The sequence below is a fragment of the Variovorax sp. UC74_104 genome (assembly GCF_044055375.1).
Lineage (GTDB): Bacteria > Pseudomonadota > Gammaproteobacteria > Burkholderiales > Burkholderiaceae_C > Variovorax.
In genome coordinates this window covers 5,903,075-5,925,028 of sequence record NZ_CP171978.1, presented here as the reverse complement: position 1 = coordinate 5,925,028, position 21,954 = coordinate 5,903,075, and the positions used below count along the sequence as shown (strand labels likewise).

Below are 21,954 nucleotides of genomic sequence, written 5' to 3'. Positions count from 1 at the left end.
AGCATCAAACCTCGACCAATGAACCGAATCCGACTCCTCGCGGGCGCACTAGCGTCCTTCGGGCTGACCGGCTGCATCGTGCTTCCTCCGCCGCCCATGCCCTATCGTCCGCCCCCGCCGATGCTCTTCGGCGACGCCCGCAGGCCGCCGCCCCCCGGATGGGGCGTGTGCCCAGCCGAGGGGGCCCCCGTGCCGCAAGGCTGCGCGCGCGGGGTGCCGGGCGAACCCGGACCGCAGCCTCCGGGAGCGCGCTGATGAGCGGGGCGCAGCTGCAATCGGGCAACCTCGGGACCGTCATCGCCGGGGTGATCCTGCTGGGGCTCGGCGGCGTGATCGGCACGATGTTCTCGCTGTTCGTCGCCAACCTTCGCCAGGGCGCGAAGGCTCGCGAGTCCGCGCAGCAGGCGCACGAGGAAGCGCGGCAGCGCCTGGTCCAGAGCCGGGCGCAGGACATCCGGCCGCTGCTCGATGCGGCTTTCGCCGAGGCCCGGGCCGATGCCCAGACCATCCGCGTCGACATCCGGCTGCCGCAGGAAGCGGTGCGCGTGTTCGCGATCGAGGCCGAGCTGCGCGAACTGCTCGCGAAGGTCACGGACTACGCGGCCAGCGTGATGCGCACCGGTTCGACGCTGCAGGTCTCGGCGCATGCCGACGGCCAGCAGGCGGTGATCCACTGGCGCGACCTCGACGCCGTCGACGCGCATCCGCCGCTCGCAAGGTTCTTCGACAGCAAGCTCTCCGCCGCCGTGGCGGCCAGTGCCAGGGCCTGCGAGCGCATCGCGGGACACCACGGCGGGCGCATCTACTCGGCGCCCCGCGAGGGCGGCGTGCTGGGGCTCACGCTGCGGCTGCCGCTGCTGCGGGCCTGAGCCTGGCCGACCGGCAGTCCAACATGGACGAACGGTAATGAAGCGGCTGCGCCTCCATGAAGAGGGCTTCATCGAGGGCTGATGGACGGGCGCGGCGGCGCATCGGAACTCCGCGCGATACTTGCGGTCCCACGCTGCCGCCGCCTTCCTTCCTCCCGATGCCCGACGTGCGACTTCCTTCTCCCTCGATCCTTCTTCGTGCGCTCGCCATGAGCGCTGCTCTTTTCGCTGCGGCAGCCGTGCATGCGCAGGCCCTGCCGCCCGGCGTGCGGCTCGGCATGTCGGCCGAGGAACTTCAGGCCGCGCTGCCCGCCGCCGAGCGGGTGCAGAGGCCGCAGCGCCTGGGCGGCGGCCTCGTGGGTTCATGGCGCGCGGCGCCGGTCGAGATGGCGGGCCTGCTGTTCGAGCCGACCTTCTTCTTCGCGGCTTCAGAGCTGCGGCGCGTCGAGTACGTGGCCTCCGCGCAATCCACGCCCGATGCCGGCTCATCGGCCTTCACGGCGCTGGTGCAATGGGGCCGAGGCGCGTTCGGCAGCGAGCTGTCGTCGCGCGACCCCGGAAGCGCGTATGCCGCATGGGTGAGCAACGACACCGACATCTACGTGCAGCAGCAGTCGGGCGATCCGCGCCGGGCGAGCGTGCGGCTGGTCTACAAGGCGCGGCAGCTGCGCGACGGCAGCGAGCTCTGAGGAAGAGAGAAAAGAAAGAAGAGAAGAACGAAGAGAGAAGGGCTGCCTGAGCCCTTCCTTCGCGTGGCGCCTCAGCCCGCGCCGCGCCGTTCGAGCTTCTGCAGCGCCGCCGCCAGTTCGTCGACATCGACCGGCTTCAGCAGGTGATGGTCGAAGCCGGCCCGCGCGATGCGCAGCCGGTCGTCGGGCTGGCCCCAGCCCGTGACCGCGATCAGGCCGATGTCATGAAGCCGCGGATGCGCCCGCAGGCGGCGCGCCAGTTCGCAGCCGTCCATGCCGGGCATGCCGATGTCCAGGATGGCGATCGAAGGCTCGAAGTGCTCGGCCTTCGCCAGCGCATCCAGGCCGCTGAACGCCACCGCGACTTGCGCGCCGAGCAGATCCAGCAAAGCCTCCAGCGATTCGGCCGCGTCGCGGTTGTCGTCCACCACCAGGATGCGGTGGTGCACCGCGATCGTGGCCTCGGGCGCTCCGGTCTGCGCGCCGGCGCCCACGCCGTGGTCGAGCAGGGGCAGGGACACCGTGAACTCGCTGCCCCGGTCCGTCCCCTCGCTGCAGGCGGCGACCGAGCCGCCGTGCAGCTCCACGATGCTCTTCACCAGCGTGAGGCCGATGCCCAGGCCGCCCTGCGCGGCGCGCGCGGTGCCGCTGACTTGCACGAACATGTCGAAGATCGCGTCCAGCATGGCGGCCGGAATGCCGCTGCCGCTGTCCTTCACCCGCACCACCGCATGGCCATGGCCGTCCTGCTCGAGGAATACGTCGATGCGTCCACCCTCGGGCGTGTACTTGGCGGCGTTGTTCAGCAGGTTCGCGAACACCTGCGTGAGGCGCACGCTGTCGCCCCTCACGGCCAGCGAGGTGTCGGCGATGTGGACCTCGAGGGTGTGGCGACCGGCGTCCATCAGCGGGCGGCTGAGTTCCACCGCGCCGCGGATCACCTTGTCCAGCTCGAGTTCTTCCAGCTTCAGCTCGATCTTGCCGCGCGTGATGCGCGAGACCTCCATCAGGTCGTTCACCAGCCGCACCATGTGGTCGAGCTGGCGGCCCATGAGTTCGTAGTAGGGCAGCGCGGCTTCCGACGTCAGCGGCTTGCGCTTGAGAATGGCCAGCGCGGTGCTCAGCGGTGCCATCGGGTTGCGCAGTTCGTGGGCGAGGGTGGCCAGGAACTCGGTCTTGCGCCGGTCGGCCTCGTTGAGCTCCTCGAGCATGCGGCGCAGTTCGTACTGGCGCCGCCGCGCGCGCAGCGCGCTGCGCAATGCGCTCACCAGCGAGGCCACGCGCAGCGGGCGCTCCAGCACGGTGACGTTGGCCATGCCCTCCATGGCGGTGGTGATGGCGCGCGAGTCGGCGCCTTGCCGCGCGAGTATCAGCACCGGCAGATCGGACCACGGCGGCTGGGCCGCCACCGCCGCGGCGAGCTGGGCGGCGCCGCTGCCTGTGAGCAGCTCCTCGGCCACCAGCAGCGCGCCGGCGCCCTGGCCCATTTCGCGCAGCAGCTCGGGAAGATCGGCGCAGGTGTGTGTCTCGATGCCGGCGCGCAGGAGCACGGCGGCGGTCATCGCGGCGTCCTTGGGGGTCGCCGGCCTCATGAGCACGCGCAGCTGCGGGTCTTGCAGCTGCGGCAGCTGGATTGTCGGGCCCTCGGTCACGGCGGGGGCTTGGAAACGCCGTCGATCGGCACGGGCACGCCGGTCAGGATGCCCCTGAAGCGGTGCAGCGGGTCTCCCACGTGCAGGCCGCGCCGGTCCATCGAGAACGCACGGATGGAGCGCTCGTGCGCGCCGCCGCGCTTCTTGAGCACCGAGATGGCCTGGCGCACCTCGCCCTCGGCCTCGTAGTAGCGCAGCAGCACCACGGCGTCGGCAAGGTAGCTGGCGTCCACGGAAGTCTGCATCTGCGTGCCGATGAGCCCGTGCTGCGCGCCGACCAGCAGCGTGGCCACGCCCGACTGCCCGAGGTAGGTGAGCAGCTCGTGCAGCTGCACGATGAGAAAGCGCTCGTCGGGCATCGCGTTGAGATACCCGTTCAGGCTGTCGATGACGACGACCTTCGCGCCGTGCCGGGTTACGGCCTGGCGGATCTCGTGCACCAGCTCGCCGGGGGAGAGCTCGGCCGGGTCGACCTGCTTGATGCGGATGCGGCCCGATTCGAGATGGGGCTCCAGCTTCATGCCCAGGCCGGCGCTGCGGCTGCGCAGGGTGTGGATGCTCTCGTCGAAGATGAAGAGCGCGGCAGCCTCGCCGCGCTCGGCCGCCGCAATGGCGAACTGCAGCGCCACCGACGATTTGCCGGTGCCCGGCGAGCCGACGAGCAGGGTGCTGGTGCCCTTCTCGAGGCCGCCGCCCAGCAGCGCGTCGAGCGCATCGATGCCGCTGGGCAGGTTGGTCAGCGCGACGTCGCTGACGTGTTCGGCCGCCACCAGGCGCGGAAACACCTGCAGGCCGCCGCGGTCGATCTTGTAGTCGTGGTAGCCGCCGCGGAACGACTGGCCGCGGTACTTGACGACCAGCAGGCGGCGGCGGGCGGCGCCGTAGTCGGAGTTGGACTGCTCCAGCCGCACCACCGCGTGCGCGATGCTCTGCACCTGGAGGTCGTGCTCGGTGGCGGTCATGTCGTCCAGCAGCAGCACGGTGCACTGGCGCCCCGCGAAGAACTGCTTGAGCGCCAGGATCTGCCGGCGGTAGCGCAGCGATGTGCCCGAAAGCAGCCGCAGCTCGGACAGCGAATCGAACACGATGCGCGAAGGCTTGAGGGCCTCCACGTCGTTCAGGATGCGCAGCGTGGTTTCGCTCAGCTCCACCTCGGAGGGGTGGAACATGGTGTATTGCTCCTCGGGCTGCAGGCTGTCCTGGGTGGGCAGCATCTCCCGCACGTGAATTCTGGAAATGTCCCAGCCGTGCGAGTCGGCAACGCCGCGCAGTTCGGGCTCGGTCTCGGACAGCGTCACGTACAGCACGGACTCGCCGCGCGCCACGCCTTCGAGCAGGAACTGCATCGCGATGGTCGTCTTGCCGGCACCTGGCGTGCCTTCGAAAAGATAGAGCCGGTTTGGCTCGAGGCCGCCGCCGAGCACGTCGTCGAGGCCCGGCACGCCCATGCTCAGCAGCCGCTGGTTATGAGGTTCCATGGTCGCTTCTCCGCGAATGAATAAGGTCACGGCCGAATTCAAGCATCGAAGCCGGGCAGGCTTGCAGGACGGCACCGCATGGCGCGCGGCCGCGCGCGACTATGGAAGTTGTCCTGCACGGGGGAGCGGATTCGTCCGGCCGCCCCGGCGGGGCGCGCGGAGAAACTGCCTCACCGGCCCCCGAAGCCCCGGCCCTTCATTCAGTCAATCGACCAACCGATCAACCAATTTCTGGCTCTTCAGGAGAAGACGATGCGCGCAGACACCGAGATCCGCATTCCACGGGACGATGAACGGATCGACGTCACGGACCTCAAGGAGGTCGACTACTGGACCCAATGGTTCGGCGTGAGCGAGGAGCGCCTGCGCACCGCCGTGGCTTCGGCCGGCACGATGAAGGACGACCTGCGGGTCTACCTCGGCCTGCCCTGATCTTCCGGGGCCGGCCTCAGGCCTCAGGCCGCAGCCAGCATGCCCTTTTCCTCGATGAACGCGACCACGTCGGCCACGCCCGAGAGCGTCTTGAGGTTCGTCATCACGTAGGGGCGCTGGCGGCGCATGCGCTGCGTGTCCTGTTCCATCACGTCGAGATTGGCGCCCACGTAGGGCGCGAGGTCGGTCTTGTTGATCACGAAGAGGTCGCTCTTGGTGATGCCGGGGCCGCCCTTGCGCGGGATCTTCTCGCCGGCCGCCACGTCGATCACGTAGATCGTGAGGTCCGACAGCTCGGGGCTGAAGGTGGCCGCGAGGTTGTCGCCGCCCGACTCGACGAACACCACGTCGGCGTCCGGAAAGTCTTCCAGCATGCGGTCGATGGCCTCGAGGTTGATCGAGGCGTCTTCGCGGATCGCGGTGTGCGGGCAGCCGCCCGTCTCCACGCCCATGATGCGCTCCGCCGGCAGCGCGCCGGCCACCGTCAGCAGGCGCTGGTCTTCCTTGGTGTAGATGTCGTTGGTGATGGCGATCAGGTCGTACTTGTCGCGCATCGCCTTGCACAGCATCTCCAGCAGCGTGGTCTTGCCCGAGCCGACCGGGCCGCCGATGCCCACGCGCAGCGGCGGAAGTCTCTTGGTGCGGTTGGGAATGTGGTGGAGGGCGGAAGTCATGGCAGTGGTGTCCGGTTCAGCTTCTGAAAAGGCGGGAATATTGTGTTTCATGGCGGGCCGACAGCACCGCCAGCAGGGGCGCGAAGGCCTGGCGCTCGTCGTCGCCGAGGGCCATGGCGCGGGTCACGGCATCGGGAATCTCCTGCGCCAGCCGCCCCAGGATGCGCTGGCCCGCGCTCTGGCCCAGCGGCACGGCCTTGACCGCAGCGCCGACCATGTTCTCGGCCCAGCCGAAGGCGAAGGCCAGGCTGCCGTCGTGCACCGTGGCGCCGGCGCGGCCGGCCGCGAAGGCGAATGCGACGGGGTAGCTCGCGCCCAGGTCGGCGAACACTTCCGCCGTGTCCGCGTGGTGCAGCTTCAGCCACTCCACAAAGGAACGGCCCATCTGTTCGGTCTGCAAAAGGAACTCGGCCGATTCGCGCGTGGCCATCACCCAGTCGTTGAGCTGGCGCACCCGCGGCATGTCGCCGGCCTGCCAGGCCATGATGGCCTGCGCGCAGACGGCGAGGTCGCCGCGGGCGAAGCTCAGGTGGAGCTGGTCGGAGAGCCATTCGGCCGCGCGCGCTTCTGAATCGACGCCGGCCCATTCGACGGCGGCCTCGACGCCTTCGGAATACGAGAAGCCGCCCACGGGCAGCGCCGGGGAGGCGAGCCAGATCAGCTGCAGGAGGCTTTGGGCAGACACGTCAGTGGGAGTGGCCGTGATGTCCGTGGCCATGGTCATGGCCGTGCGAGTGGTCGTGACCGTCGTGGCCGTCGAGCAGTTCCGGCGCGAGCACCAGCGGCTTCTGCCCGCCGCTGCTTCCGTGCGAATGGCCATGGTCATGGGAGTGCCCATGGTCATGGCTGTGGCCGTGACCGCCATGCGAATGCTCGTGCGACCCGTACGCGCCGCCCTCGGGTTCGAAGGCTTCCTCCGCCGCCACGACGATCAGGTGCATCGAGCGAAGCATGTCGGCCAGCACGTGGTCGGGCTCAATCTTCAGGTGGTCGGGCTTCAGCTCGATCGGAACATGCCGGTTGCCCAGGTGGTAGGCCGCACGCGTCAGGTCGAAGGGCGTGCCGTGCGCGGTGCAGTGTGTGATGCGAAGCACCGGCTGCGGCGCGGCGATCACGCGCACCAGCGAGCCGTCTTCGGCCACCAGCACGTCGCCGCCGCGCACCAGCGTGCCGCGCGGCAGGAACACGCCGATCTGGCGGCCCTGCGAGTCGGTGGCGTCGAAGCGGCTCTTCTGGCGGACGTCCCAGTCGAGTTCGATGGTGGCGGCACGCTTGAGCAGCACGGGCGCAAGGCCGCGGCCCTGGGGCATGAGTTTGTTGGCGGTGAGCATGGTGCAAATGGAGCGCCCCGCAGGGCGCCCGCTGGCTGGATGAATACCTTCGAGGATACGCAGCCTGTCAAGCAGGCGCGTTCCCCGGGGCTTCTTCAGAACAGGAAATACCGCTGCGCCATCGGCAGCAGCTTCGCCGGCTCGCAGGTCAGCAGGTTGCCGTCGGCGCGCACCGCGTAGGTCTGGGCGTCGATCTCCATCCTCGGCGCGTAGCCGTTGTGGATCAGGTCCTTCTTGCGCACGCCGCGCACGTTTTTCACCGCGCTGAGCTGCTTCTTCAGGCCGTAGCGCTCGCCCACGCCCGCGGCCAGGCCGGCCTGCGAAACGAAGGTGAGCGAGCTCTTCGCGAGCGAGCCGCCGTAGGCGCCGAACATCTGGCGGTAGTGCACCGGCTGCGGCGTGGGGATCGATGCGTTCGGGTCGCCCATGGCCGCCAGCGCGATGCTGCCGCCCTTGATGATGGTGAAGGGCTTCACGCCGAAGAAGGCCGGCTTCCAGATCACGATGTCGGCCCACTTGCCGACCTCGAGCGAGCCCACCTCGTGCGCGATGCCGTGCGCGAGGGCCGGGTTGATCGTGTACTTGGCAACGTAGCGCTTGGCGCGGAAGTTGTCGTTGCGCGCGCTGTCCTCGGGCAGGGTGCCGCGCTGCAGCTTCATCTTGTGCGCGGTCTGCCAGGTGCGGATGACCACCTCGCCGACGCGGCCCATGGCCTGGCTGTCGGAGCTGAACATGCTGATCGCGCCCAGGTCGTGCAGCACGTCCTCGGCGGCGATGGTCTCCTTGCGGATGCGCGACTCGGCGAAGGCCAGGTCTTCGGCGATGCCGGCGTCGAGGTGGTGGCACACCATGAGCATGTCGACGTGCTCGTCGAGCGTGTTCACGGTGTAGGGCATCGTCGGGTTGGTCGACGACGGCAGGAAGTTCTCTTCGCCCACCACGCGCAGGATGTCGGGCGCATGGCCGCCGCCCGCGCCCTCGGTGTGGAAGGCGCAGATGCCGCGCCCGCCCACGGCGGCGATGGTGTTTTCCACGAAGCCCGATTCGTTGAGCGTGTCGCTGTGGATGGCCACCTGCGTGTCGGTGGCGTCGGCCACGTCCATGCAGTTGCTGATGGCCGCGGGCGTGGTGCCCCAGTCTTCGTGCAGCTTCAGGCCGATGACGCCGGCTTCGATCTGCTCGTGCAGCGCGTGCGGCAGGCTGGCGTTGCCCTTGCCGAGGAAGCCCAGGTTCATCGGGAAGGCGTCGGCCGCCTGCAGCATGCGCTCGATGTGCCAGGGGCCGGGCGTGGAGGTGGTGGCGAAGGTGCCGGTGGCCGGGCCGGTGCCGCCGCCGAGCATGGTGGTCACGCCGGAACACAGCGCCTCCTCTATCTGCTGCGGGCAGATGAAGTGGATGTGGCTGTCGATGCCGCCTGCGGTGACGATGTTGCCCTCGCAGCTGATGATCTCGGTGCCAGGGCCGATGACGATGTCCACGCCCGGTTGCACGTCGGGGTTGCCGGCCTTGCCGATGGCGGCGATGCGGCCGTCCTTCAGGCCGATGTCGGCCTTGACGATGCCCCAGTGGTCGAGGATGAGCGCGTTGGTCAGCACCGTGTCGACCGCGCCCTGCGCCCTGGTGCGCTGCGATTGCGCCATGCCGTCGCGGATCGTCTTGCCGCCGCCGAACTTCACCTCTTCGCCGTAGCCGCCGGCGCGCAGGGTGTAGTCGGCCTCGACCTCGATGACGAGCTCAGTGTCCGCGAGGCGGACGCGGTCGCCCACCGTGGGGCCGAAGATTTCGGCGTAGGCACGCCTTGAAATGGTCGCCATCAGAGCTTCCCTTGAACCAGGCCGCGAAAGCCGTAGACGATGCGATCGCCCGAAAAGTCGACCAGCTCGACCGTGCGCTGCTGGCCCGGCTCGAAGCGCACCGCGGCGCCCGAGGCAATGTTCAGCCGCATGCCGCGCGCGGCCTCGCGGTCGAAGCCGAGCGCGCCGTTGGTCTCGGCGAAGTGATAGTGCGAGCCGACCTGGATCGGCCGGTCGGCGGTGTTCTGCACCACGAGCGTGAGGGTGCGGCGGCCGGGGTTGAGCGCGTGCTCGCCCTCGTCGGTGAAGAGTTCTCCGGGGATCATGCCGGCCGCCTCAGATGGCCTGAGCCAGCAGCGTTGCGCCCAGGCCGACGACCGCGGCGCCGGCCACGCGCGGCAGCCACGCGTTGGCATTGCGCAGTGCCCAGCCGATCGCGATGCCCGCGGCGTGCAGCAGCACCGTCGCGCAGACCATGCCGGCCAGCGTGAGGGCGGCGCCTTGCTCGCTCGCCAGCTCGTAGCCGTGGGCCACGCCGTGGAAGACGGCGAACACGCCCACCACGGCCATCGCCGCCACCGCCGGCAGGCGCACGCGCGTGACCACCAGCAGGCCCAGCACCAGCAGCGAGGCCGCGATCATCGGCTCGACCGCCGGCAGCTGCACGCTCGCCAGCCCGGCCAGCGCGCCCGCGAGCAGCATGCCGGCGAAGGCCAGCGGCGCCCAGAGCAGGTCGGGCCAGGCGCGGCGCGCGGCCAGCGCGCTCCACAGGCCGACGGCGACCATCGCCGCGAGGTGGTCGGCGCCGGTCAGCGGGTGCATGAAGCCGGTGACGAAGCCGTGGTGCATGCCGCCGTCCACTCCGGTGTGGGCGCTGGCCGCGAGCGGCAGCAGGAAGGCGATCAGGGCAAGGGTCTTGGAGGTGCTGTGGCGCATGGAAAAGTCCTTCTGTTCTTTCTCTTGTTCTTCGAATTTCAGACGATCGGCTGGTGCACGGTGACCAGCTTGGTGCCGTCGGGGAAGGTCGCTTCGACCTGGATGTCGGGAATCATCTCGGCGATGCCGTCCATCACGTCGGCGCGGGTGAGCACGCTGCGCCCCTCGCTCATGAGTTCGGCCACGCTCTTGCCGTCGCGCGCGCCTTCCATGACGGCGGCGGAGATCAGGGCGACGGCTTCGGGGTAGTTGAGCTTGAGGCCGCGCGCCTTGCGGCGTTCGGCCAGGAGTGCCGCGGTGAAGATCAGCAGCTTGTCTTTTTCGCGCGGGGTCAGTTCCATGGGATCGGCATCGGGTGGCGGGAGGAGGCGGCCATTATGGGCAAGCCGGCTTCTTTGCAACAGTCGTGCCTCGTCCGCCAAAAGCCGTATGGATGGCACGGAAGATGCACCGAAACGGTGTGAACCCTGAAGCCGCCCCCATCAGCTCGGACGACGCCCCCCAGCGCATCGTCAAGGTGCGGCGCGACTACAACAGCTGGGTGGCCAGCGAGACGCTGGAAGACTACGCCCTGCGCTACACGCCGCAGCGCTTCCGCAAATGGTCCGAATGGCGGGTGGCCAACACGGCTTTCGGGGCGGCGTCGTTCCTGATCCTGGAGGCGGTGGGCGCCACGCTGCTGGTGCAGTACGGCTTCGCCAACGCCTTCTGGGCGATCCTGGCGACGGGGTTCATCATCTTCCTGGCGGGCGTGCCGATCAGCGTGTACGCGGCGCGCTACGGCGTCGACATGGACCTGCTCACGCGCGGTGCCGGCTTCGGCTACATCGGCTCCACGCTCACCTCGCTGATCTACGCGAGCTTCACCTTCATCTTCTTCGCGCTGGAGGCGGCGGTGATGGCCTATGCGCTGGAACTGGCGCTGGGCATTCCGCCGGTCTGGGGCTACCTGGTGTGCGCGCTGGTGGTGATTCCACTGGTCACGCACGGGGTGTCGGCCATCAGCCGGCTGCAGTTGTGGACCCAGCCGCTGTGGCTGCTGATGCTGGTCGTGCCCTTCGCCTATGTGCTTGTGCGCGATCCTGGTGCGTTCGCGGGCATCGTGCACTACAACGGCGTGCGCTCGGGCACGAAGGGCTTCGATCTGCACCTGTTTGGCGCAGCCCTCACGGTCGGCATCGCGCTTATCACCCAGATGGGCGAGCAGGCCGACTACCTGCGCTTCATGCCCGCGCGCACGGCGGCCACGGCGCGGCGCTGGTGGGCCGGGGTGCTGGCCGGCGGCCCGGGCTGGGTGGTGCTGGGCGTGCTCAAGATGCTGGGCGGCGCGCTGCTGGCTTACCTCGCGATCACGCACATGGTGCCGGCCGACCGGGCGGTCGACCCCAACCAGATGTACCTGGCGGCCTACGAGTACGTGTTTCCGCACTACGGCTGGGCGGTGGCGGCCACGGCGCTGTTCGTGGTGATCTCGCAGCTCAAGATCAACGTGACCAACGCCTATGCGGGCTCTTTGGCCTGGAGCAACTTCTTCTCGCGCGTGGCGCACAGTCACCCGGGGCGGGTGGTGTGGGTGGTGTTCAACGCGCTCATCGCCTTCATGCTGATGGAGATGAACGTGTTCGAGGCGCTGGGCGACGTGCTGGGCCTGTTCGCCAACATCGCCATCGCCTGGATGATGGCCGTGGTGGCCGACCTGGTCATCAACAAGCCGCTGGGCCTGTCGCCGCCGGGCATCGAGTTCAAGCGCGCGCATCTGTGGGACATCAACCCGGTGGGCGTGGGCGCGATGGCGCTGGCATCGGGGCTGTCGATCACCGCGCACCTGGGCGTGTTCGGGCCGCTGGCGCAGGCCTTCTCGGCGCTGATCGCGCTGGGCACGGCGCTGGTGGCCTCGCCGCTTTTGGCCTGGGCGACCGGCGGCAAGTACTACCTGGCGCGCGGCGTGCCTTCATCCGGGGCCGGCGCGGTGCGCTGGGCCAGGGTCGAGCACGAGGGCAGCTACCAGCGCCTGAAGGTGCAGCACTGCGTGATCTGCGAGCGCGAGTACGAGGGGCCGGACATGGCCCACTGCCCCGCCTACCAGGGCCCGATCTGCTCTCTGTGCTGCACGCTGGACGCGCGCTGCGGCGACCTGTGCAAGCCGCACGCGAGCCTGTCGTCGCAGTGGTCGGCGGTGCTGCGCTGGCTGCTGCCGCGGCGCAGCTGGCGCTACCTCGACACGGGGCTGGGGCACTTCCTGCTGCTGATGCTGGTGATCGTGCCGCTGCTGGCGGTGGTGTTCGGCGTGCTCTACCAGCAGGAGCTGCGCGCCTTCGCCGAAGGCGCGCTGGAGCTGGCGACCGAGCCCGACGCGGCGGCCGCGCTCGCGGGCGTGCAGAAGGCTTCGCTGCGCTCGGGCTTCCTCAAGGCGTACATGGCGCTGCTGGTCATCGCGGGCATCGTCGCGTGGTGGCTGGTGCTGGCGCACCAGAGCCGCAAGGTGGCGCAGGAGGAGTCGAACCGACAGACCCACCTGCTGGTGCGAGAGATCGAGCTGCACCGCGAGACCGACCGCGCGCTTCAGGCCGCCAAGCAGTCCGCCGACGAGGCGCGCGAGATCGCGGAGCAGGCCAAGCTCGCGGCCGAGCTCGCCAAGCAGGCCGCCGACCAGGCCAACCAGGCCAAGAGCCGCTACATCAGCGCCATCAGCCACGAGCTGCGCACGCCGCTCAACAGCATCCTGGGCTACGCGCAGCTCATGGGCGAGGACCATTCCGTGCCGCCGCACCGGCAGCAGGCGGTGGCCGTCATCAAGCGCGGCGGGGAGCACCTGCTGTCGCTCATCGAGGGCACGCTGGCCATTGCGCACATCGAGGCCGGCAAGCTCACGCTGCATGCGCGGCCGATGCGCTTCGCCGACACGCTGCGCGAGCTGGCCGACATGTTCGAGCTGCAGGCGGCCGAGAAGGGCCTGCAGTTCCGCTTCGAGGCCGCGGGGCAGCTGCCCGAGGTGGTGCGCGCCGACGAGAAGCGCGTGTGCCAGATCCTCATCAACCTGCTGGGCAACGCGATCAAGTTCACGGCGGCGGGGCAGGTCACGCTGCGGCTGGCCTATGCGCGCGAGTTCGCCTCCATCGAGATCGAGGACACGGGCCCCGGCATGCCGGCCGGGGACATCGAGCGCATCTTCGAGCCCTTCGCGCGCGGCAACGCCACGGGCATGGCGGCCGCGCCGGGCGCGGGGCTGGGCCTCACCATCGCCAAGATGCTCACCGACCTGATGGGCGGCGAGATGAAGGTGGGCAGCACGCCGGGCGTGGGGTCGCTCTTCTGCGTGCGCCTGTTCCTGCCTCGCGTGCACGACACCGTGGCCGGTGCAGGGCGCGCGCTGCCCGTTTCGCGCGCGCGGCGCGGCTACGAGGGCCCGCGCCGACGCCTGCTGGTGGTCGACAACGAGGAGGCCGACCGCGACCTGCTCGGCCATCTGCTCGCACCGCTGGGCTTCGAGCTGCGCAGCGCCGCCAGCGGCCACGACGCGCTCGACCTCGTCGCCGCCGGCTACCGGCCCGATGCGATGTTCGTCGACCTCGCCATGCCCGGCATCGACGGCTGGGAGACCATCCGCCGCGCGCGCAAGCTGGGACTGACCGAGGCTGCCGTGGCCATCGTCTCGGCCAACGCCTTCGACAAGGGGCTGGACAACGACGTGGGCATTGCGCCCGAAGACTTCTTCGTCAAGCCCGTGCGCCACACCGAGCTGCTCGACTGGCTCGAACGCAGGCTCGGCCTGCGCTGGACCGAGACCGCCGCGAAGCCCGCTGCCGTGGCCGAGCCGCGCGCGATGCTGGCGCCCTCGCTGGCCCGCCTGCGCGCGCTGGAGGAGGCCGTCGGCCTGGGCTACTTCCGGGGCATCATGAACCAGCTCGACGACATCGACGCCGCGCAGCCCGAATGCGCGGCATGGACCGAAGCGCAACGCGTGCTGGCCCGCCAGTTCCAGTTCGAGAAAATTGATTGCTCCCCCCCAGGCTCCGCACTTCGTGACTCCGCCCACCCCCTACCGGGGGCGAGCCGGCCGCTCCGGGCGGCCGAGCGCGGCGGCTCCCACGAAAAGACATCCTTGCCGAAAGAACAGCAGTGAGCACCCTGGCCAGAGACATTGCAGGCAACAGCGACCTCGTGCTCATCGTGGACGACGTGCCCGACAACCTCGCGGTGCTGCACGATGCGCTCGACGAATCGGGCTACACCGTGCTCATCGCCACCAACGGCGAGCAGGCGCTGCAGCGCGCGGTGCAGGCCAAGCCCGACATCGTGCTGCTCGACGCGATGATGCCGGGCATCGACGGCTTCGAGGTCGCGCGGAGGCTCAAGGCCGATGCCGCGACGGCGCACATCCCGATCGTGTTCATGACGGGGCTCACCGAGACCGAGCACCTGGTGGCTGCGCTGGAGGCCGGCGGCGTCGACTACGTCACCAAGCCCATCAAGCCGAAGGAAGTGCTGGCGCGCATGAACGTGCACCTGCAGGGCGCGCGCCGCGCGAGGCAGGACGCGCGGCAGGCCGGCCAGGCGCGCAACGCGCTCGACGCCTTCGGCTACGCCAGCATCACGGTGCGGCTGCCCGAGGGCCGGCTGATCTGGCAGACGGCCCTCGCGCGCGACCTGCTGCAGCGCTACTGCGACACGCGCGCACCCGAGACGCCGCCGGCGGTGCTCGAATGGCTGCGCAGCCACACGCCCGATGCGCGCGAGCGCGGCATCGAGCCGCCGGCGCTGTCCATCGTGCAGGGCGCCGGCAGCCTCACGCTGCGGCTGCACCAGCAGACCGGCGGCGACGACGACGGCGACGAGTGGATGATCATCATGCGCGAGGTGTCCGACACGGCGGTCATCGAGGCCATGAGCCTGAGCCTGAAGCTCACCGCGCGAGAGGCCGAGGTGCTGTACTGGGTGGTCAAGGGCAAGACCAACAAGGACATCGGCGAGATCCTCGGCAGCAGCCCGGCCACAGCCAAGAAGCACCTGGAGCGGGTGTACGTGAAGCTGGGCGTGGAGACGCGCACCGCGGCGGCGGGCGTGGCCATCAAGCGCATCCGCGAGCTGCAGCCCCAGTTCGAGATCTGAAGGGTACCCACCCCGCGGCGCGGCGTCATGGCGCCTGCTTTCCGCGTCCCTAGAATGGTTCGAGGCCCCGGGGACGCGAGCGATGAAGAACACCAGACACAGCAGGACAAGGATCCGACCGACGTCGCGCGGCTGGATGCTGGCGGCTTCCTGCTTCGGAGCGGGACTGCTCGTGGGGCAAGGCGCCCATGCGGCAGGCCATTTCGACGTGGACGACGCCAGCACGCTCGACCTGGGCCAATGCCAGTACGAGACCTGGTGGGGCCGCACCGGCGTCGAGCCCGTCACGGGCTTCCACTTCGGTCCGGCCTGCCGCGTCGGGCCCTTCGAACTGGGCCTGAACCTCGACCGCAGCTCGGTGGACGGCGTCCATTCGGTCACCGGCGGGCCGCAGCTCAAGTGGAACTTCTACGGCCAGGCGGCCGATGCGCCCTTCAGCGCGGCGGTGTCGATGGGCGCGGTGTTCGACTTCAAGCGCGGCGGCCGCGCGGGCGGGCAGTTCGTCGTTCCCGTCACCTGGCGGCCGCTCGACAGCCTTCAGGTCCACGCCAACGTCGGCGCCGACTGGGCGACCGGAACCGGCGTGTGCACGCCGCGCGGCGGCATCGGCGTGGAGTGGGCGCTGAACGACACGGTGTCGCTCATCGCCGAGCGCAACCGCGCGTCGAACGTCTGGACCTCGCGCGTGGGCGGGCGCTTCAGCATCACGCCGCTGATCAGCGTCGACGTGAGCGCATCGCGCACCGGGCCGCAAGGTGTGCGCGGCTTCGCGATAGGGCTGAACCACGAGTTCAGCTGGAAGTGAAGGCGAGCCGGCCCTAGCGCAGGTGGCGCTGGATGCGCTTCTCGTCCTCGGCCAGCTGCTGGCGCATGAGCGAGATGAAGTCGCGCGCGGTGGCCGAAAGCACCTTGCCCGCCGGCAGCGCCAGCAGGCAGGTGAAATGCACGTCGACCGAGAACCGGCGCACCACCAGCCCGCGTTCCACGTAGTCGAGCGCGGTGATCGGGTTGACCAGACCCACGCCCAGGCCGCGCAGCGCCATCTCGCACACGCTTGCGGCGTAGGGCGTCTGCACCAGCACGCGCAGTGCCACGCCGTGGGGCGCCAGGGCGGCCTCGAGCCGCTGGTGCGAGGGGTCTTCGGGGTTCAGCGAGATGAAGGGTGCCTCGGCGAGCTGCTCGGGCTTGATCGTCTTGAAGCGCTCCAGCGCGTGGCCCGGAGGCATTACCACCACGCCGGGAAAGCGCGAGAAGGTGGAATGGTCGATGCCCTCGAGCGAGAGCTCGTCGGCCATCAGCCCGAAGTCGGAGATGCCCATGGCCACGCGGTCGCGCACGTCCTTGGAGCTCAGCACCTGCAGCGACACCTGCGGCCAGGGGCTCGCGCCGCGGTGCGCCTTCAGCCGCGCCAGCGCGCGCGGCATGAAGCCCAGGCCGTAGGCCGGGAAGCAGCTGAGCTCGAGCTGGCTCACGCCGAAGTCGCGCAGGCTGCGCACCCGGTGCTCGATGGCCTCCATGCCGATGAAGACCCGTTCCACCTCCACCCACAGCGCGCGCGCCTCGGGCGTGGGCACCAGCCGCCCGCCGGTGCGCTGGAACAGCAGCATGCCGGCCTGCGCCTCAAGCCGCTTGAGCGACTGGCTGATGGCGGGCTGCGTCACATGCAGCAGGGCAGCGGCCTTGCGGGTGGAGCTGCTGCGCATGAGCGCCCGGAAGGTTTCGATCTCGCCGAATCGCATCGATAAGTCTCGTTATCGGTTGAGTATCTGGGGCTGCATAATTTTATTTCCGATTGAATAAGATTTAGTCACAACTTCATCAGACGCAGACCCGTGACGACATCGCCCGTTCTGGACTTCAAGTTCGCCGCTCCTCCGCAAGATGAGCCCGGCCATTCCCCGGCCCTGGCCCATCCCCTCGGGCTGGTTCGCGACCGCACCCCCAAGCCCGTGCGCAATCCGAACCTGCGCGGCCTGCAGTGCCTGCGCTGCGATGCGCTCTACCCGGTCACGCTGACGCACGACGGCTGCCCGGCATGCCGGCGCGAAGGCATCCACGTGGCCCTGCGCGCGAGCTACCTGCCCGACAGTGCCGAGTTGATGCCCATGCCCTACACCTCCAGCTTCGCGCTGGGCGAAGGGCAGACGCCGCTGCAGGACATGCCCGAGCTGGCCAGCCAGTTCGGCGTGGCGCGCCTCGCCATCAAGGACGAGTCGTGCAACCCCACCGGCTCGCACAAGGACCGCATGACCGCGGTGGGCGTGGCGCAGGCGCTCGACTTCGACGCCCACACGCTGGTGCTGGCCTCCTCGGGCAACGCGGCCGTCTCCGCTGCGCATTACGCCTGGGCGGCAGGCCTGGGCTGCGAGGTCGCGACCTACGAGGGCATGCCGGCCACCTACGCGCGGCAGCTCGACGCGCTGGGCGCGCGGCGCTACGTGTTCTCCGACAACGCCGGCCGCTGGGCCTTCGTGCGCGAGCGCTCGCAGCACCCCGGCTATTTCGCGCTCACCAACTACCGCCTGCCCGCGCTGGGCAGCGCGCCGCTGGCGATCGAGGGCTACAAGCCGATCGCGCTGGAGTGCGTGAACGAAGGCGGGCTGCCCGACCACGTCGTGATTCCTACCGCACGCGGTGACCTAGCGTGGGGCATCTATGCGGGCTTCCGCGATCTGCTGGCGGCCGGGCGCATCGCGCGCCTGCCGAAACTCTGGCTGGTGGAGCCGTTCCCGCGCCTTGCCCGCGTGTTCGCGGGTGGCGCCATCAACGGCAGCTACCCGGGCCACACGGCGCAGTTCTCCACCGCGGGGGCCACGGTGACATACCTGCAATGGCAGGCTGCGACGGCCACCGGCGGCGGCGCCGTGGTCGTGGACGACGACGAAGCCCGCGCCGCACGGCGCGTGCTCACGGCAGCCGGCGTGAGCGCCGAGCTGTGCGCGGCCGGCGGCCTTGCCGCGCTGCGCCAACTGCGAGAAAGCAACTCCATCGCTGCGGACGCGCACGTGGTGCTGATGCTGACGGCCAATGCGACCGGCGACCCGAGCTGGCCCGATCGCGCGACCTAAACCCTTCCAGGAATCCAACATGCCGACGATGAATCGCCGGGCCTTTTTGGCCACCGGCTCTACAGCCCTGCTCGCGTCTTCCGTCACCCCCGCGTGGGCCGCCTATCCCGACAGGCCCGTGAAGCTGGTCGTGCCGTGGGCGGCCGGCGGCAGCACCGACGCCATCGCCCGCGCCATGGCGCAGCGCATGAGCCAGACCATCGGCAGCCCGGTGATCGTGGACAACCGGCCCGGCGCCGCCGGCATGATCGGCACCGACGCCGTGGCCAAGGCCGCGCCCGACGGCTACACGCTTGCCATCGTCGAGCTGCCGCATGCCATTGCGCCGGCCGTGACGGCGAAGCTGCCCTACGACCTGCTGCGCGACTTCACGCCGGTGACCATGATCGGCACCTCGCCGCTGGTGTTCTTCGCGGGCATGGACGAGGGCAGCAAGGACTTCAAGACCTTCCTGAAGACAGCGGCGGTGGCCGCGGCGAAGGGCGCGCCGCCGGCCATCGCGCACAGCGGCGCGGGCACCGTGAGCCACCTGGCGGCCGAGCTGCTGGCGAGCCGCACGAAGATCGGGTTCAACATGGTTCCGTACCGCGGCTCGGCGCCCGCGCTCACCGACGTGGCGGCAGGCACCGTGGCGGGCCACTTCGCGACGCTGGCCAGCGGCTCCAGCCTGCTTGGCGCCAATCGCATCCGGCCGCTGCTGGTGACCAGCACGCAGCGCGTGAGCCTGCCCGGGCTGCAGAACGTGCCGGCGCTCGCGGAGAACGGCCTCAGGGGCCTGGAGATCGACCAGTGGTGGGCCCTGGTGGCGCCGGCCACCACGCCGCTGGACGTGATCGAGAAGCTGCGCCGCGAGGCCGTCGCCGCGCTGGAGCATCCGTCGGTGAAGGAGCGGCTGTCGGTGCTCGGCGTGCAGATGAAGGGATCGACACCGACGGAGCTGCGCGCCTTCCTGCGCTCGGAGGCCGAGCGCTGGCAGAAGGCCGCGCACGAGATCGGGCTGCAGCCGCAGTAAGCCCCGGCAGGGCTATTTCGCGTCGCTGTAGACGGTGGCGCGCGACACGCCCATGTGCGCCGCCGCGATCTCGGCGCCGCGGCGGACTTCCAGCATCCCGGCCTTCTTCAACTCCTGCACCAGCTGCTTGCGGTCGGCCGGCTTCAGCGAGCGCGGCGTGGTCGCGCGGGCGGCCGCGAATTCGTCGATGCGCGCGTGGATGCGGTCGGAATGGCTGCCGCCGCCGGCTTCGAGGTGCTCGTGCACCTCCTTGTCGTCGATGCGCGTGAACTGTGAGATCGCGCCCTGGAAGCTCTGGAACAGCGTGAGGTCGACGTTCAGGCACAGCGCGGCCACGTACTCGCCGCTCTCGTCCTTGATGCCGATGGAGGTGCTCTTGACCTTGCGCCCGTCGGGAAAGGTGTTGGCGTAGTTCGCGATCACCGCCGGGAACTCCGGGTCGCGGATGCGCGCCAGACCCAGCTCGGTGACCGAATCGCCGACCTCGCGGCCGCTCAGACTGTTCTCGATCGCGTGGATCGCGTTCTTGGGATTGCTCAGGTCGTGCACCACCACCTCGCAGAAGGGCGCGAAGGTCTGGCCCAGGCCCTCGGCCACGTTGCTGAGCATGTCGAGCAGCTGCTTGTTCGGCTTCTTCTTCATACGGGGGAATGTATCGGGTACGTATCCAGATCTGGACGAACAATCTGATTTATACGAAAAGTACAGTGTTGGATGTATTATCCAATCTTGTTCGCTTTGATGATCCAGGAGCCACGAATGACTGAACGCGCACGCTACGTCGATCCCCGAACCGGCAGGCACCATGAGCTGTCGGAGCGCCGCTGGCGTTCGGACGACGGCAACCCGATGCTGGTCACGCCGCTGCCGGGCATCGGGCGCGACGACATCGATTCGCGCACGCGCTCGCTGTGGCGCTATCGCGCGGCGCTGCCGGTGGCCATCGACCGTCCCGCGAGCATGGGCGAGGGCTGCACGCCGCTCGTGCAGAAGCGCTGGGGCGGGTTCGAGCCGCATTTCAAGCTCGAATGGTTCAACCCGACCTGCAGCTTCAAGGACCGCGGCGCGGCGGTGATGATGTCCTTCCTGCGCCAGATCGGCGTCGACGCGGTGCTGGAAGACAGTTCGGGCAACGGCGGTGCCGCCATCGCGGCCGCGGGCGCCGCGGCCGGCATGCGCGTGAAAGTGCTCGCGCCCAGCTACACGCCCGCGCCGAAGGTGGCGCAGATCCGCGCCTTCGGCGCCGAGGTGCAACTGGTGCCGGGGCCGCGCGAGGAGTCGGAATACGAGGCGGTGCGGCAGTCGGAATCGATCTTCTATGCGAGCCACAACTGGCATCCGTTCTTCCTGCAGGGCACGAAGACGCTGGCGTACGAGCTGTGGGAAGACCTGGGCTTCGTGGCACCGGACAACGTCGTGATCCCGACCGGTGCGGGCAGCAACGTGCTCGGCTGCTGGATCGGCTTCAAGGAGCTGCTGGCGGCGGGGCAGATCAGGAAGCTGCCGCGCATCTTCGTCGCGCAGCCGCTGAACTGCTCGCCGATCGACGCGAGCTTCACCGCTGGCGTCGACACGCTGGTGGAGCGCGCCGTGCAGCCGACCATCGCCGAAGGCACGGCGATCAAGCGGCCGGTGCGGCTGCCGGAAATCATGCAGGCGCTGCGCGAGACGAACGGCCGGACCGTGGCGCTGGCCGAAGAGCAGATCGCGGCGGCGGTGCGGCGGCTCGCGGCCTGCGGCCTCTATGCGGAGCCGACTTCCGCATCGGCCGCGGCGGCCATCGACGTGCTGGCGCAGCGCGGTGACATCAGGGCGACGGAAACGACGGTGGCGCTGCTGACAGGCACCGGGCTGAAGTCGACGCAGTTCATGACCGAGCTGTTCGGCGCCGGCTGAACCCTACCAGGGCCACGCAATGCGTGTGCCCGTTCCCGTTTCGTTTGCGCGCAGGTGGAGCAGGCGTGCGACGGTCAGGTCCTGCAGTGCGAGGCCTGTCATGTCGAAGACCGTGATGTCGCCGGGGGCTCGCTCGAAAGTCGCCTTGCCGCCGAGCAGGTCGCCCAGTTCGATGCACGAGGTGCCGGGCGCCCACTGCGTTTCGCCGATCTGCTGCGCCTGCGTGCGGTCGTCGACCACGAGCCGCGCCCGCTGCAGCAGGCCTTCGGGGAGCTCGCGCTTGCCGCGGGTGTCGGCGCCGACGCAGTTCAGGTGGGTGCCGGGCTGGACGGCATCGAGGTCGAACAGCGCGCCACCGCCGGGCGTGGCGGTGATCACGATGTCGCTGCGGGTCACGGCCGTGTTGCGGTCGCCGGCCGGCGCGATGCGGCAGCGTCCTGCGAAATGGGCTTCGAAGGCGGCATTGGGCTCGCCGCTCGCACTGATATATAGAACCTCGCGCAGCGAGGGCAGCAGCCGCAGCGCGAAGTCGAGCTGGATTCGCGCCTGCACGCCGGTGCCGAAGATGCACAGCCGCGTGCTGTCGGCCCGCGCGAGCTGCTGCAGCCCCAGCCCGCCGGCCGCGCCGGTGCGCACGGTCGTCACCGTGTTGCCGTCGATGAGGCACAGCGGCCGGCCGGTGGCCGGGTCGATCAGCATGATCGTCGCCTGATGGGGCTCGCCGCCGCGCTGCCGGTTGGCCGGCCAGAAGCCGGCGGCCTTGAAGCCGAGCAGGCCCTGGGCCTGCACGTCGCCGGACTTGATGCCGAATACGCCCCCCGTGGCGAGCGGCTCGCGCACGACGGGGAACACGCGGCCCTCGCGCTCGCTGTGCAGCACGAAGGCCTCGCGGACGGCGCGGAGCACTTCGTCGGGGGAGAGGAGGGCGTCGACCTGGGTCTTGTCGAGCAGAAGGAGTTGGGCGTCGGCGGGCGCGGTGGAGGATGTCATCTGGAAATATTATCTATCTCCAGAC

21 protein-coding genes are annotated in these 21,954 nt (G+C 69.6%); 9 read left to right on the top strand and 12 right to left on the bottom strand.

The window, feature by feature from the left end:
- Positions 1-254 precede the first annotated feature (254 nt).
- Both ACHMXA_RS27865 and ACHMXA_RS27860 read left to right on the top strand, forming a co-directional pair.
- Positions 255-869, top strand: coding sequence for an ATP-binding protein (locus tag ACHMXA_RS27865; RefSeq protein ID WP_395317156.1), 615 nt, complete (start codon positions 255-257; stop codon positions 867-869).
- A 209-nt stretch (positions 870-1,078) separates the two neighbouring features.
- Positions 1,079-1,558, top strand: coding sequence for a hypothetical protein (locus ACHMXA_RS27860; RefSeq protein ID WP_395317155.1), 480 nt, complete (start codon positions 1,079-1,081; stop codon positions 1,556-1,558).
- Positions 1,559-1,629: 71 nt separating this feature from the next.
- On the opposite strand, the gene ACHMXA_RS27855 is transcribed toward ACHMXA_RS27860, so the two are convergent.
- Together ACHMXA_RS27855 and ACHMXA_RS27850 are read right to left on the bottom strand one after the other, a co-directional pair.
- Positions 1,630-3,210: an ATP-binding protein gene (locus ACHMXA_RS27855; protein WP_395317154.1), complete on the bottom strand. Its 1,581-nt coding sequence runs from the start codon at positions 3,208-3,210 to the stop codon at positions 1,630-1,632.
- A complete protein-coding gene (locus tag ACHMXA_RS27850; protein WP_395317153.1) occupies positions 3,207-4,688 on the bottom strand; it encodes an ATPase domain-containing protein in 1,482 nt (493 codons plus the stop codon). The genes ACHMXA_RS27855 and ACHMXA_RS27850 overlap by 4 nt, the downstream gene beginning before the upstream one ends.
- Positions 4,689-4,940: 252 nt before the next feature.
- Here ACHMXA_RS27850 and ACHMXA_RS27845 point away from each other — a divergent pair, with 252 nt between their 5' ends.
- On the top strand, positions 4,941-5,120 hold the full coding sequence (locus ACHMXA_RS27845) for a DUF3606 domain-containing protein (RefSeq protein WP_176663162.1): 180 nt from the start codon (positions 4,941-4,943) through the stop codon (positions 5,118-5,120).
- 23 nt (positions 5,121-5,143) lie between these two features.
- On the opposite strand, the gene ureG is transcribed toward ACHMXA_RS27845, so the two are convergent.
- The 7 genes from ureG to ACHMXA_RS27810 all read right to left on the bottom strand — a co-directional run bounded on the left by ureG (position 5,144) and on the right by ACHMXA_RS27810 (position 10,195).
- Positions 5,144-5,794 carry an urease accessory protein UreG gene (gene ureG, locus ACHMXA_RS27840; RefSeq protein ID WP_176663161.1) on the bottom strand — a complete coding sequence of 217 codons (651 nt, stop codon included), beginning with the start codon at positions 5,792-5,794 and terminating at the stop codon, positions 5,144-5,146.
- A gap of 16 nt (positions 5,795-5,810) precedes the next feature.
- On the bottom strand, positions 5,811-6,518 hold the full coding sequence (locus ACHMXA_RS27835; RefSeq protein WP_395317152.1) for an urease accessory protein UreF: 708 nt from the start codon (positions 6,516-6,518) through the stop codon (positions 5,811-5,813).
- Positions 6,481-7,125: an urease accessory protein UreE gene (gene ureE, locus ACHMXA_RS27830; RefSeq protein ID WP_395317151.1), complete on the bottom strand. Its 645-nt coding sequence runs from the start codon at positions 7,123-7,125 to the stop codon at positions 6,481-6,483. The genes ACHMXA_RS27835 and ureE overlap by 38 nt, the downstream gene beginning before the upstream one ends.
- Before the next feature lie 95 nt (positions 7,126-7,220).
- Positions 7,221-8,939, bottom strand: a complete 1,719-nt coding sequence (gene ureC, locus ACHMXA_RS27825) for an urease subunit alpha (RefSeq protein WP_176663159.1) — start codon at positions 8,937-8,939, stop codon at positions 7,221-7,223.
- Positions 8,939-9,244 (bottom strand): urease subunit beta, encoded by a 306-nt coding sequence (locus ACHMXA_RS27820; protein WP_176663158.1) that lies wholly within the window; start codon positions 9,242-9,244, stop codon positions 8,939-8,941. Before ACHMXA_RS27820 ends, ureC begins: the two co-directional genes overlap by 1 nt.
- 10 nt (positions 9,245-9,254) lie before the next feature.
- A complete protein-coding gene (locus ACHMXA_RS27815) occupies positions 9,255-9,854 on the bottom strand; it encodes a HupE/UreJ family protein (RefSeq protein WP_395317150.1) in 600 nt (199 codons plus the stop codon).
- A 38-nt stretch (positions 9,855-9,892) separates the two neighbouring features.
- Entirely contained in the window at positions 9,893-10,195 is a 303-nt protein-coding gene (locus ACHMXA_RS27810; protein WP_042578881.1) for an urease subunit gamma, read from the bottom strand.
- A gap of 104 nt (positions 10,196-10,299) precedes the next feature.
- On the opposite strand from ACHMXA_RS27810, the gene ACHMXA_RS27805 reads away from it, so the two are divergent.
- The 3 genes from ACHMXA_RS27805 to ACHMXA_RS27795 all read left to right on the top strand — a co-directional run bounded on the left by ACHMXA_RS27805 (position 10,300) and on the right by ACHMXA_RS27795 (position 15,768).
- Positions 10,300-13,977 (top strand): ATP-binding protein, encoded by a 3,678-nt coding sequence (locus ACHMXA_RS27805; RefSeq protein ID WP_395317149.1) that lies wholly within the window; start codon positions 10,300-10,302, stop codon positions 13,975-13,977.
- Complete coding sequence (locus tag ACHMXA_RS27800) at positions 13,974-14,963, top strand: response regulator transcription factor (RefSeq protein WP_395317148.1); 990 nt, start codon at positions 13,974-13,976, stop codon at positions 14,961-14,963. Before ACHMXA_RS27805 ends, ACHMXA_RS27800 begins: the two co-directional genes overlap by 4 nt.
- A gap of 82 nt (positions 14,964-15,045) precedes the next feature.
- On the top strand, positions 15,046-15,768 hold the full coding sequence (locus ACHMXA_RS27795) for a hypothetical protein (protein WP_395317147.1): 723 nt from the start codon (positions 15,046-15,048) through the stop codon (positions 15,766-15,768).
- Positions 15,769-15,781: 13 nt separating this feature from the next.
- Here the strand turns inward: ACHMXA_RS27795 and ACHMXA_RS27790 are convergent, their stop codons facing one another.
- Positions 15,782-16,702: a LysR substrate-binding domain-containing protein gene (locus tag ACHMXA_RS27790; RefSeq protein ID WP_176663154.1), complete on the bottom strand. Its 921-nt coding sequence runs from the start codon at positions 16,700-16,702 to the stop codon at positions 15,782-15,784.
- A 93-nt stretch (positions 16,703-16,795) separates the two neighbouring features.
- Here ACHMXA_RS27790 and ACHMXA_RS27785 point away from each other — a divergent pair, with 93 nt between their 5' ends.
- Together ACHMXA_RS27785 and ACHMXA_RS27780 are read left to right on the top strand one after the other, a co-directional pair.
- Positions 16,796-18,031 carry a pyridoxal-phosphate dependent enzyme gene (locus ACHMXA_RS27785; protein WP_395317146.1) on the top strand — a complete coding sequence of 412 codons (1,236 nt, stop codon included), beginning with the start codon at positions 16,796-16,798 and terminating at the stop codon, positions 18,029-18,031.
- Between the two features lie 19 nt (positions 18,032-18,050).
- Positions 18,051-19,043: a Bug family tripartite tricarboxylate transporter substrate binding protein gene (locus tag ACHMXA_RS27780; RefSeq protein ID WP_395317145.1), complete on the top strand. Its 993-nt coding sequence runs from the start codon at positions 18,051-18,053 to the stop codon at positions 19,041-19,043.
- Between the two features lie 12 nt (positions 19,044-19,055).
- Here the strand turns inward: ACHMXA_RS27780 and ACHMXA_RS27775 are convergent, their stop codons facing one another.
- Positions 19,056-19,685: a transcriptional regulator gene (locus ACHMXA_RS27775; protein WP_176663151.1), complete on the bottom strand. Its 630-nt coding sequence runs from the start codon at positions 19,683-19,685 to the stop codon at positions 19,056-19,058.
- A 117-nt stretch (positions 19,686-19,802) separates the two neighbouring features.
- Between ACHMXA_RS27775 and ACHMXA_RS27770 the strand changes: the two genes are divergently transcribed.
- Positions 19,803-20,939, top strand: a complete 1,137-nt coding sequence (locus ACHMXA_RS27770) for a pyridoxal-phosphate dependent enzyme (RefSeq protein ID WP_395317144.1) — start codon at positions 19,803-19,805, stop codon at positions 20,937-20,939.
- A 3-nt stretch (positions 20,940-20,942) separates the two neighbouring features.
- Here ACHMXA_RS27770 and ACHMXA_RS27765 read toward each other — a convergent pair whose 3' ends face one another.
- Entirely contained in the window at positions 20,943-21,929 is a 987-nt protein-coding gene (locus tag ACHMXA_RS27765) for an ornithine cyclodeaminase family protein (protein ID WP_395317143.1), read from the bottom strand.
- Between the last annotated feature and the right edge of the window lie 25 nt (positions 21,930-21,954).